The following is a 12351-nucleotide window of genomic DNA, read 5'->3' as shown; positions in this document are numbered from 1 at the left end:
CGTTACCCTCAAATCCTCCGGACCGCACGGCGCGGCGTCTTAACCGATCCGGAATGCCGCTTTGCCGCAGCAAGCGGATGACCGGCCCGACGCGTACCTTATGGTGAAGCGCCGGATCGCATAGGCAAAGAATGGCACTTCGTATGACGGTCAGATGACGGCGAACATCCCGACATGGCCAAGCAAGGCCGGCGGGCTCTCGTCAAAGGGGACCGGGAATGACTATCGGCAAGACCATGTTGCGCAGCTCCTCCGCCTTCTTCCTCGTCACTGCGCCGGCCGTTGCGGCGACGGCCCAGGAAGCGCCCGAGGACAATCGTACCGACGACATCGTCATCACGGGCGTTCAGGCCCAGACGGCGGGGAAGAGCGCGGTGCCACTGCTCGAGACGCCGCAGAACATCCAGGTCCTGTCCACCGCCCTGCTCAAGGATCAGGGCGTGAGCCTGCTCGACGACGCGTTGCGCAACGTCGCAGGCGTTTCGGCCGGCGGCGTGGCGCGCGCCTATGACCTGTTCCGCATCCGCGGCTTCGACGCGAGCAGCTTCACCTATGTCGATTCGCTGCCACGCGGCCTCGCGATCAACATCGAGCTCGCGGGGATCGAGCAGGTCGAGGTGGTCAAGGGGCCGTCCTCGGGCCTTTATGGCAGCGGGTCCGCGGGCGGCATGGTCAATCTGGTGAGCAAGAAACCCGTCCGCGACGCCTTCATCGACGTCGAGGGCAGCTTCGGCAGCTTCAGCTCGACCAATGCGATGATCGACGGCGGCGGGACGCTGAACGGCGCCGGCACGCTCTATGGCCGGCTGGTCGTGAACTATCGCGACGACAAGAGCTTCATCAACTTCCGGCCGGGCACCGAGCGGCTCTATGTCGCTCCGTCTCTGACCTTCGAGCCGGGCGGCCGGACCAAGATCACGCTGCTCGCCTCGCTGTCCAAGGACTGGAGCGAGCTGATCCCCGGCCAGCCCGCCGCGGGGCTGGTCTTTGCCGGGCCGCGCGGCTTCTACGATCGCCATGTCTATATCGGCGACCCGAAGGCGATGGGACAGATCCTCCAGACCGTCGTCACTGCGGGCTACGAGCTCGATCACGCATTCAGCGACCGTGTTTCGCTCTACCAGCGGGCGCGGATCACCGATCTCGACCTCTCCTGGCTGAACCTGCAGCAGCCGCTGGTCTATGATCCGGCGACCGGCGTCCAGACCGAGTTCTCGCAGGATTATTTCGAGGACCGGCGGGTCTATGGCATCGACACCGGCCTCAACATCGCGGTGTCGACCGGCGCGGTGGAGCACCGGCTGGCGATCGGCGTCGAATATGACGGCCGCCGCACCGATGCCGAGAGCCGGCTCGGCTTCGCGCCGGTGGTCAACCTCGACCTCTACGATCCCGATTACAGCGTGTTCGTCCATCAGGACCGCACCGCGATCTCGACGCTGTCCTCCAAGTCGGACTCGTTCGGCTTCTACCTGCAGGAGAATGCCAAGATCGGGCGTCTCAACTTGCAGCTCGGCGGCCGTTTCGACACGATCGACTATGGGGATGGCGGCGACAGCCAGAGCGCGTTCTCGCCCACCGTCGGCGCCACCTACGAGATCGGTCAGGGTCTTGCCTTCTACGCGAATTATGCGCGGTCCTTCGCGCCCCAGGCCGGGCTGTTCGATGCCAATGGCGACCAGGTCGACCCCGAACGCGGCGAGCAATATGAGGCGGGCCTGAAGTTCGCGCCCGCCAGCAAGGGGCTGAGCGCGACGCTCGGCATCTACCAGCTCACCCGCAGCAACGTCGCGACCGGCATCCCGAACATGCCGGGGCGCTACGCGGTGACCGGCAAGCAGCGCAGCAAGGGGATCGAGTTCGACGGCCAGTTCGCCGTGACGCCCGGATGGCAGATCATCGCCAACTACGCCTATACCGACGCCAAGATCCTCCAGGACAATGTGCTGCTGATCGGCGACTGGGTGCTCGGCGTGCCGCGTCACCAGGCGGCGCTGTGGACGCGCTACGAGGTGCGGGAAGGGGCGCTGAAGGGCGCCGCGTTCAGCATCGGCGGCCGCCATCTCTCGAAGCAGGCAGGCGGGGTGCCGAACACCTATTTCCTGCCCGCCTACACGGTGGTGAACGCCAACATCGCCTATCGTACCGGGCCGCTGTCGTTCCGGCTGAACGTCAACAACTTGTTCGACGAGAAGTATTTCGTCAGCTCGGTCGGCGAGTATTTCGTGGTCACGGGCAATCCGCGGACCGCTATGCTCACCGTCGGCCTCTCTTATTGACAAGGCGGGGCGAGGTGGAGCGGTCTGGCGCCATGGCCATTTCCCGACGCTTTGCCTTGTCGATGCTGCCGATCCTCCTCCTCGGCGGGGGATCGGCGGCAGCGCTCGATCCCGTCGCGGACGAGGCGCTCGCGCCGGTGCGGCCCTGTGCGGGGCGGGATGTCGCGGTCGGCGGGAAGTCGCTTCACTTCGTCATCTGCTCCGGCCGCCGGCACGGCCCGGTCGTCCTGCTGGAAGCGGGGGCGACGCTGGATTCGACCGAATGGACGGCGGTCACCGCCGAGCTCGCCGGGCGGACCGACGCGACGATCATCGCCTATGATCGCGCCGGCATGGGCAAGAGCCAGGCGCTCGAGGCCCCCTATGACATCGTCCAGGAAGTCGACCGGCTGCACGCCGCGCTCCGCAAGCTCAGGCAGAGCCGGCCGCTATTGCTGGTCGGCCACAGCTATGGCGGCTATCTGGTCCAGCTCTACGCCCATCGCCATCGCGCGGACGTGATGGGGCTGGTCTATGTCGACGCCAACACCGTAGAGGGGATCGGCGGGATCGAAGGCGCAAAGGCCCTGATCGATTCGGTCATCGAGGCCGACCGCAAGGGCAAGGGCAAGTTCAACGACATGCGCCTCGCCCATGGCTATGTCGTCGCGACCGAGACGATGACGCGTGTCCCCCCGCCGATCGGCCTTCCGGTAACCGTCGTCACGCAGGGCGCCGCCGATCTGCCGATGTCCGATCCCGGGGCGAAACGCTGGCGCGATGGCCATCGCGCGCTCGCCGCGGCGACGGGCGGGCGCATGGTCTATGCCGACGGCGCAGGCCATTTCATTCCCACGGAAAAGCCAAAGATCGTCGCCGATGCGATCCTGGCGACACTGCAAGCGGCGCACGCCCGCGCCACCCGCCGCGATTGAGGCTGCCTGCGCGCCTCGCGCAGATCCGGCCGAAATCGCGGTCGTGGGCAGGGCGCCCGACTCACTCCAGGACGAAATCGTAGCGCGGATCCAGGTCCGCAGCGCGCTTTGCGTCGGCGGTGGCGCCGCGCGTATCGCCGCGGAGCCGGCGGAGGACGCTGCGAGTGTAGTAGGACCGCGCCGCGCCGGGCGCATGGCGCACTGCTAGGTCGAGATCGGCTGCCGCGCGTGCCAGCTCTCCCTTGTGCTGATAGGCGAGCCCCCGATTGAGATAGGCGAAGGCGAGCTTCGGATCGCGCACGATCGCTTGGTCGAACGCCCCGATCGCGCGGTCCCAGTCCCGCCGCCAGGCCAGCTCGAGTCCGTCGGCGAGGTGCGCGGCCGCCATGCCCGCAATTCCCTTCGCCGCCGGATCCACCAGTCGCCTGCAGCCACGCAGGCTCTGCTCGGGGTCGTTCACCGTGCAGGCATTCCAGTCGCCGCGCCGTGACGCCGCGCTCGAGCGGGCCGTTCGGGTTCCGCTGACCACGATATCGCCGTCGTCCGCCAGCCTCGCCTTTTCGACCACGGTGACCGGAGTCGCGGACTGCATCGCCGGACCGCGCACGCGGCTGCCCGTGACGACGACGGAGGGCTCGGGCGCGGGCGCGCTTTCCCTTGCTTCGGCGACGCGCGCGTGGGCGCTGGGGGATGGCGGCGCGCCCGGAGCCGCGGGGGCTGGCGGGGGCGGGGGGGCTGCGCTTGCGGAGGGCGCTTGTTCGAACTGCGATGCCAGGGCTTCGTTTGGCTCCGGCTCGCCGGGCGACACCGCCTTGTCCGCCACTCGCGCCGGAACAGCCGCGGTCGCCTCGAGAGGTGTCGCGCGCGGCCGCCCGGCGGTCGTCCCGGTTTCACGAGCCGGCGCGGCCGGTCCCGCCGGCCGCTGCGGGCCAGTGCTCGCCTGCCGCTCGACGACGGGGGCGCCCGGGATGGGGCCGGCCGGCTGCCACGGCGGCGTCTTCAGCGCGAGGGGAATGCTGATCACGGCGACGAGCAGGATCGAGGCGAAGGCGCCGATCTGTCCCCACCGCGCCTTCCCTGACGATGCGCGTGGGCGCCGGAATTCCGGTGCTGCCGGCGCGTCGGCGACCCCGTCGAACCGCCGCATCGCCGCGGCGATCGCCGCCTCGCGCCGGGCGGGGCGCGGCGGCGGGGGCTTGGGCAGCAGGCCGGAGAGATCATCCTCGTCCATTCATGCCTCCCGGGCGGTCTGCCGGGGCGTGCCGGAGCCGGGCGTACGAAGAAGGCTGGGTACGGGCATGGCTGACCTATAGCGGCAATCTCCGCCCGGTCGAAAGCACGATCGCGCGGGCTTCGGGCGGACAGCGGGGTGCCGTCGCCGGGCCACGGCACCCCGCCATTCTCATCGCTCCAGCGCCGCCAACGAGTGCGCGGTCTTTGCGGTGCGCACCAGCTGGAGGAACTCCGAACGATAGCCGAATTCGTCGGTCCCGCGCGCAGCGGTCGCCATGCGGAGCACGTCGTCGAAGCTCAGCGCGCCGTTATGGCGACCGCCGCGGAGCAGTTCGGCGAAGCCCGCGACCGCAGCCGCGAAGCGCGCGTCCTGCGGCGCAGCGTCGAAGCTGGCGTAGCGAACACGGCCGCCGATCGGCGTGGTGATGAGCCGGCTCGTGTCGGACTTGGGCAGCTTGTAGCGGATCTTGACGAAACCCAGCTCGCCGCTCTGCGGCCCGGTGGCGAGAAGCGCCGGGGTGGCGTAGCGCAGGTCGCCCATCGTGCGCGGTCCGCCGACGAGCACGATCTCGTAGATTGCGGTCACCGTCTGTCCCGAGCCGACATCGCCCGCATCGACCTTGTCATTGTCGAAGTCGTCGCGATTGAGCAGCCGCGTCTCATAGCCGACCAGTCGGTATTCGGCGACCTGGGCGGGATTGAACTCGACCTGGATCTTCACGTCCTTGGCGATCGGGAACAGCGTCGAGGTCGCCTCGTCGACCAGCGTCTTCCGGGCCTCGCTGACGGTGTCGATATAGGCCGCGGCGCCGTTGCCGTTCTGCGCCAGCGTCTGCATCAGCGCGTCATTGTAGTTGCCCATGCCGAAGCCGAGCACCGACAGGAAAACGCCCTTGCCGCGCTCGCGCTCGATATAGCCCTTGAGCTCGTTCTGGTCGGTGATGCCGACGTTGAAGTCGCCGTCGGTCGCCAGGATCACGCGGTTGACGCCCTTCGGGTCGAAATTCTGCGCCGCGAGCGCATAGGCCTGGCGAATGCCCTCGGCCCCGGCGGTGCTGCCCCCGGCGCCGAGCCGGTCGATCACCGCCAGGATCTTGTCCTTGCGGCTCGCCGGGGTGGGTTCGAGCGCGGTGCCGGCCGTGCCGGCATAGGTGACGATGGCGACGCTGTCGTTGCCGTCGAGCTGCTCGAGCAGCATCGCCAGCGACTGCTTGACCAGCGGCAGCTTGTTGGGCGCGTTCATCGACCCGGAGGTATCGACCAGGAAGACGAGGTTCGCGCGTGGCCGCGTCGCGCGGCCGATCTCGAAGCCCTTGACGCCGATCCGCACCAGCTGGCGGCCGGGCGACCATGGGCTCGGGAACACCGCGACATGCGTGCTGAACGGCTGCGCCGCGGCGCGGGCCGGCGCATAGTCATAGGGGAAGTAGTTGATCAGCTCCTCGGTCCGCACCGCCGCCGGCTGGGGCAGCACATTCCGGTTCAGCGAGGCGCGGACGAAGGAATAGGATGCCGTGTCGACATCGAGCGAGAAGGTCGACACCGGTTCCTCGCGGACGACCTTGAACGGGTTCTGCGTGGTGGCGGTGAACTTGTCGCGGCCGACGTCGCGATAATAAGGACGGCCGGGCCAGGGTTCGGCAGGGGGGGCGTAGGCGCGGCGCGCCATGGACAGGGCGGGAGCCGGGGGCGCCGAGGGCGAGGCGACGACCGTCACCGGCGTTGCGGCGCCTTGTTCGCGACCGGGAATGTGCGAGGCGGTCACCACGATGTCCGATGCGGCCTCGTCTTTCCTGGCTTCCGGAGCCTCGGCATCCGCGGCCGAGGAAATCTGTTTGTCGGTGTCCGAGCCGGCGCATGATGCGACGAGCACCAGCGCGAGCCCGGTCGCGATCACCTGGGGCAAACGGGGCATGACTTTCTCCCTTTGTTGCAGCGGGCAACATCGTCCGCATTCCCCTTCGACGCGCCGTGCGGGGATATCCTTGGACGGGGTTCGAAATTTTTTCGCGCGGGGCTCAGTCGTCCGCGCCGGGCCGGCCGGCGAGCATCCGCCGCACCTCGTGCATGCGCCACGACACCGTCGTTTCGGCGACGCCGAGGATCGCCGCCGCCTCGGCATGGGTGAGCTGCTGGCCGGCGACCAGTATGACGGTGTCGCGATAGGCTGCGGGCAGGCCGGCGATCGCGCTCTTGACCCACATGGCGTCGTGCAGATCGCGCCCGTCGGGACCCCGCGCCAGCCCGGCGATCACCGAGAGCCGCTGGGCAAAGCCGCTGAACGATCGGCGGCGGCGATGCAGGTCGCGGCAGGCGTTGAACACTATGCCGCACAGCCAGGTGGTGAACTTGGCCTCGCCCCGGAAGCTGCCGATCCGCTCGACCAGCGCGCAACAGACGTCCTGCGCGACGTCGTCGGCGTCGGCGCGCGATCCGGTTAGCTGCCAGGCGAGGCCGTGGATCCGGTCATAATGCCGATCGAGCAGCAGGCCGAATGCCTCCCGCTCGCCGGCCAAGGCGCGACCGAGCAGGTCCGCGTCGGGATCGTCGCTTCGATCCGCCATGGCCTAGCCGAAATCCTGGGGGCGAACGAGCAGGATTCTCCGCGGCGCGGCGCGACCGCATCGTTTCACGCCCCAGCGCGACGCCGCTTCCCCTGACATGACCGCAATGTGCACGATTCGCGGCCCCGGCGCCATCGCTGGCGGCGATTTGCCGTCCGTCCTCCTAGTCGGAAATGACGATCCGAAAGGGGCTGACCGGCCAACCCGACTGCGCATAGAGGTTGACCGGCGGCGAGCCCTGCCATGCATAACGGATTTCGGTTGCCGGCCGGCTGTCGTCCAGGATCAGCAGCCTGGCTCCTTCGACGCGGGCGCGCGCGAACCGGCAGGCCCCCGCCGCGTTGCACAGCTCGAATGCGGTCGGCTCGGCCGCGCCATAGACCAGAAGCCCGCCCGTGACGTCGGCCATGTCGATCTCGATCCCCGCCGCGGTCCGCCGGGCAGCGACCGGTTGCGGCGCAGCCGGCAACGGCTTCGCATAGGCGACGCGCAGCGCCTCGCGTCCCATCCGCTCGCCGATCACGTCCTTGTGCGCGGGGTGAATGTCGCTGGCCAGCCCCAGGTCGATCGACACAGCGAGCCCCGTCGCCCGGTCGTCGAGCGCCGCCAGCCGCTGCATCTCGCGCAGCCGCGCCCAGGGCGCATCGACCGGTTGCGATGCCATTGGCCCGTAGCCCGGGAGCTGGACGATCACGATGGGAAGTGCCTGATCTTGGAACTGCGCCCGCCACGCCGAGCGCCAAGCGGTGAGCAGCGCACGATACGTGCCTGCGCGGCTGGTGTTCGATTCACCCTGATACCAGGCAATGCCGCGCAGCCGCGTGCCGGCGAGCGGCGCCACCATGCCGTTCCACGCCATCGTGAGGCCGCGCGGCATGCTCCACGGGATGAAGGGTGGCGGCGTGCCCCATTTGCTGTCTGAACTGGCCTTCCGGTAACGCCAGCTCCCCGCGAGCGGGACGTCCTGGCCGTCTTCGAACGCCAGCTTGACGAGATTGGCCGGGCCGCTGAAGCCGCCCCCGCCCATCTCGTCGATCACGCGCACCGCGATTACGTTCGCGCCGGCCTTCAGCACGCCGGGCGGCAGCCGGTAGGCACGCAGCTCGCTGCCGCTCACGCTCCCGCCGACCGCCGTGCCGTTGACCCAGACCCGATCGCGTTCGTCGATCCGGCCGAGATGCAGCGTTGCTCCCTGCTGTATCTGCTCGATGGTGAGCGTGACGGCGGTGCGGAACCACATGATCCCGTCGAAGCCGCCCAGCCCGTCGATCCCAGACCGTTCCCATTGCCCGGGCACGGCCATCGTCTGCCAGCCGCTGTCGTCGAATGCGGCGGCCGACCAGCTGCTCGTCGCCGGGTCGACCGCCTCGGCCCAGCGGTCGGTCTCCGTCGCGGCTGCGACGAGCGTCGCCTCCCGGTCCACGGCATAGCGCGACAGCCAGTCGAGCTGCGCCGCCGGCGTACCGGCTGCGCGCAGCGCGGCGGGGGGCATCCAGTCCTCGATCGTCGATCCGCCCCACGAAGCCTGGATGAGCCCGACCGGCACGTTGACGCCGCCCGCAACGATCCTGCGCGCCATATGCCAGCAGGCGGCGGAGAAGCCGCCGAGATTTTCCGGCGCCGCGCGCGACCACGGGATTTCGGGCACGACATCGCGTTGTGGCGTGACCGAGGCGATACGCCTGATCTTCAGGATGCGGATCGTGCTGCCCGCGCTTTCCCGGATCGTGCGCTCGGGATTGGCGCTGCCCGAGACGGGGAGGTCCATGTTGGATTGGCCCGAGCAAAGCCACACGTCCCCCGCGACGACATCGTCGAGCTTCATGGTCTCGCCGGAGGCCGCGCGGATGACGACCGCGCCTGCCTGGCCCGGCGGCAGCGAGGGCAGGGTGACCTGCCAGCGGCCCTCGGCATCCGCGCGTCCCGATGCGGAGATGCTTCCAAAGGTCACGGACACTTGCTCGCCCGGTTTCGCCGTGCCGCGGAGCTGCGCGGGCGCGCCATGCTGGATCACCATGTGGCTGGCCAGATGCGGGGCGACCGTCAGCGTCTGGGCGGCTACCGGGATTGCGGCGACGCCGAGGGCAAGGATGGCGAGCGCGGTCCGCATCAGAACTTGGCCGTCACGCTGAGCGAGGCCGTCCGTCCGTCAAAGTCCGCCACGCGGTTGAGGCGCGGATCGCCCTCATATTCCTCGCGCCGCGAATTGGTGATGTTGTAGATCTCGGCGCGGAATTCGAGCCAGTCCGTGGGGCGCACCGCGCCCGAGAAGTCGAGCTGCCCGCGCGGGCGCACGCGGCTCGCGCTGCCGCTGAAGGTCGAGCCGCCCTCCAGCTCGATTGCGGAGGCGTGGTTGTACGCCATGCGCAGCTGGAAATGCGTATCCTCATAATAGCCGATGATGTTGTAGGTATCGTTGGCGACATTGTAGAGCTTGGTGTTGTTGTCGCCGCTCGAACGCACGCGGGTATAGTTGAAGACACCGCCGGTATTGCGGAGAATCCCCGGCAGGAAGTCGAAGCGCTGCTGGATCTGGAACTCGAATCCGTTGACGTTGATCTTCGCGGGGTTGTTGACGATCTGGTTGATGATGATGCGCTGGTTGTTGGTCTCGACCGGGTCGCCCTGGTCGATGCGGCAGCGGCCGGCGCCGTCGATGAACAGCGGGCCGAAGCTGCGCCCCTCGACCGTGAAGGTCTGGCCCTCGGGACAGAAATTGTTGAGCGTCAGGATGTCGTTGGTCACCTGCTTGTTGAAGTAACCGATCGCGATCACGCCGCCGCGGCGGTTGTACCAGGACAGGCCGAGATCGAACGCGCGCGAGCTGCGCGGCTGCAGGCCGAAGCGGTTGACGTCGATCCGCACCGAATTGATCGTCTCGCCGGCATCGGGATCGACATCCTCGAGGATGCGCGTCGGTGAGGGGGAGAACTCGACCAGGTCGAACGCCTCGAACGTCTCGTAATAGGCGGCGCGGGCGACCAGCTTGGGCGTGATCTCGAAGATCAGGTTGGCCGAGGGCAGCCAGGCGCTGTACTTCCCCTTGGCCGGTTCGGGCGGCCGGAAATAGCCCTCGCGGAAATCAGCCTGGGTGAAGCCGAGCGCGGTGTAGAAATCCAGCGCCTGGTCGCGCGTCACCCCCGACAGGTTCGACCGTACGTAGCGGAGGCCGACATTGCCGCGCAGCGGGACGCCCTGCCATTGCTCGAGATCGAACTTCGTCATCGCGAACAGCTCGAGATTGTCGCGCTCGGAGTTGAAGTTCTGCCCCTCGACGCGGTTGAGCGGGAAGCGCGGCACGAATCCGTTCAGCGAATTGCGAGGCGCCAGCGCCAGGATATTGGCATAGGTGATGCGGCTGCGCGCGGCGGGCGTCAGCTCGGGGAAGAAGGCGGCCAGCTGAGCGGCCGTCATGGTGAAGGTGACGGCCGGCGGGATGGTGTTGAGGACCGGATAGATCGCCCGCTCGACACTGGGGATGTTGAGCGACAGGAAGTTGGCCATCTCGGCGCCTGGCGCGCCGCCGCCGAAGAACGCGCCGCCCGAGGTCACCGCGTCGTTGAGCTTGAAGATGTTGTTGGTGAGGTTGTTGAGCTGCGTGCCGAGATTGGCGTTCTCCTGGAACGTCTGGTCTGCCTGCTCGCGCGAGTAGTATCCGCCGATCTTGACACTGGTGAACGGCCCAAAGTCGATGAACCGCTCGATCTTGAGGTCGGCCGCGAGCAGGTCGCGATTGACCCGGATGCCGTTGCCGCTGGCGGTGAACACGACATTCTCGGGACGGACCGAGTTGCGCGCCTGGATCGCGTTACCCGCGCTCACTGCATAGCTGCCATTGCCGACATTGGTCAGCGCGCCGGGCACGGTCAGGTCGAACAGAAAGTCGCGATAGTTGCCCAGGCCGGTATCGATGATCGCATAGGCGCCGTTGCCGGCGTCGTCGATGCCGTCGCGATTGGCGTCGGCGCGGCCGGTATTGGGTTGGATGCGCTGCTCGTAGAGATATTCGAGCTTCTCGCCGGTCGCCTTGGAATAGGTGCCGACGAAGTCGATCGCCCAGTGCTCGTTGCGGAAGTTGAGCTGAGGGTAGATCGCCCAGCTCTCGTCGACCGACGGGAAATGGCGGTTGCCGATCGGCACGGCGAAGTCGCTCGCCGCGACCTTGTTGACGACATAGACATTCTCGACCGAGCCGTTCGAACCGCGATCGAACTGGCCGAGCGATACCGGCTTGGACAGCGGCGTGATGATGCCGGTGACGTCCTGCGGAAGGGCGAGCAGGATGTCGAGATTGGCGTCCGAGAGATCGCGCCGCGTGTAGATGCCGTCGACGCGCAGCTTGAGGTTGTCCGACGCCGCCCATTCCATGCCCGCGCCGCCGGATAAGCGATAGCCGCTGTTGGTCTGCGAGATCTGCCGGACTTCGGAGGGGAAGACGACGTCGTTGGCGATGCCGTTGCTGTCGGTGGCGGGAATGGCAAAGGCGGGATCGGTGGCCGCCAGCTGCGCCAGGCGCGCCGCGGAGAACGAGGTGTAGGAATTGACCCGGATCGTGTCGCGGCGGAAGCTCTGCTTGGCATAGGAGCCGGTCGCGTAAACCGCGAAATTGGGCGTGATGCGCTTCACCGCGGACAGGAAATAGCCGGGATTGGCGTCCTCGGTGGTCTCCTCATACTGAAGCTCGGCGCGGGCGATCAGCCCTTCCTTGCGCGACAGCGCCGAGCGCAGGCGCAGGTCGACGTTGGAGGCGAGGCCGCCGGACGGGATCTCGGCGGTGAACGACTTGATCACGTCCGCGCCGCTGAAGATCGCCGCGTCATAGATACCGAACGGATTGCCGTTGCCGCGCGTGCCGTAGGTGGGGCTCGCCACGCTCTGCCCCATCACCGTCGTCTTGGTGTACTGGCTGGGCAGACCGCGCACGCTGATCGAGGCGTCGCGACGGTCGGCGGAGCGATTGATCTGGACGCCCGGGATGCGCTGCAGCGCTTCGCCGAGGTTGAGGTCGGGGGTGCTGCCGATATCATCGGCGGAGATGCCGTCGAGGATCACGTCGGCCTTGCGCCGGATTTCGAGCGCATCCTCCAGCGCGCCGCGGATGCCGGTGACGGTGACTTCCGTTTCTTCGTCCTCGCTCGCGACCGGTTGGGGCGGGGGGCTTTGTTGCGCCAATGCCGGAAACGCCCATGCGGCCGAAGCCATGGCCGCCATTCGAAACGCAAGACTCCACCCTTTGCCCACGCGCAACCTCCCCCGTTTCTGTCTGACGAATCCGGTCGATGATGATACCGGTGTCAAAGTTGTATGACATGCGGGGCGGACAGCGTCAACCGCTCAACCGTCAGTTGTAGGACAACCTTG

The 12351-nt window shown here is 67.8% G+C and carries 7 protein-coding genes; 2 read left to right on the top strand and 5 right to left on the bottom strand.

Going from position 1 to position 12351, the window contains the following annotated elements; all coding sequences use genetic code 11:
- The first annotated feature begins 218 nt into the window (after nucleotides 1-218).
- A complete protein-coding gene (locus ACO227_RS17895) occupies nucleotides 219-2279 on the top strand; it encodes a TonB-dependent siderophore receptor (RefSeq protein WP_423603702.1) in 2061 nt (686 codons plus the stop codon).
- A gap of 32 nt (nucleotides 2280-2311) precedes the next feature.
- The gene (locus tag ACO227_RS17890) at nucleotides 2312-3193 is read left to right on the top strand and encodes an alpha/beta fold hydrolase (RefSeq protein WP_423603700.1); all 882 of its coding nucleotides are present in this window, start codon (nucleotides 2312-2314) and stop codon (nucleotides 3191-3193) included.
- A gap of 61 nt (nucleotides 3194-3254) precedes the next feature.
- On the opposite strand, the gene ACO227_RS17885 is transcribed toward ACO227_RS17890, so the two are convergent.
- From ACO227_RS17885 to ACO227_RS17865, 5 genes are all read right to left on the bottom strand, one after another.
- Nucleotides 3255-4424 (bottom strand): hypothetical protein, encoded by a 1170-nt coding sequence (locus ACO227_RS17885; RefSeq protein ID WP_423603698.1) that lies wholly within the window; start codon nucleotides 4422-4424, stop codon nucleotides 3255-3257.
- 171 nt (nucleotides 4425-4595) lie between these two features.
- Entirely contained in the window at nucleotides 4596-6341 is a 1746-nt protein-coding gene (locus tag ACO227_RS17880) for a vWA domain-containing protein (protein WP_423603697.1), read from the bottom strand.
- A 103-nt stretch (nucleotides 6342-6444) separates the two neighbouring features.
- A complete protein-coding gene (locus ACO227_RS17875; protein ID WP_423603695.1) occupies nucleotides 6445-6990 on the bottom strand; it encodes an RNA polymerase sigma factor in 546 nt (181 codons plus the stop codon).
- Nucleotides 6991-7153: 163 nt separating this feature from the next.
- The gene (locus ACO227_RS17870; RefSeq protein WP_423603693.1) at nucleotides 7154-9100 is read right to left on the bottom strand and encodes a sialate O-acetylesterase; all 1947 of its coding nucleotides are present in this window, start codon (nucleotides 9098-9100) and stop codon (nucleotides 7154-7156) included.
- Complete coding sequence (locus ACO227_RS17865) at nucleotides 9100-12201, bottom strand: TonB-dependent receptor (protein WP_423603691.1); 3102 nt, start codon at nucleotides 12199-12201, stop codon at nucleotides 9100-9102. Before ACO227_RS17865 ends, ACO227_RS17870 begins: the two co-directional genes overlap by 1 nt.
- Between the last annotated feature and the right edge of the window lie 150 nt (nucleotides 12202-12351).

The sequence above is a fragment of the Sphingomonas sp. MS122 genome, from assembly GCF_049532975.1.
Taxonomy (GTDB): domain Bacteria; phylum Pseudomonadota; class Alphaproteobacteria; order Sphingomonadales; family Sphingomonadaceae; genus Sphingomonas.
The sequence above is the reverse complement of the archived record's forward strand: the minus strand, read 5'-3'. Positions and strand labels throughout refer to the sequence as shown.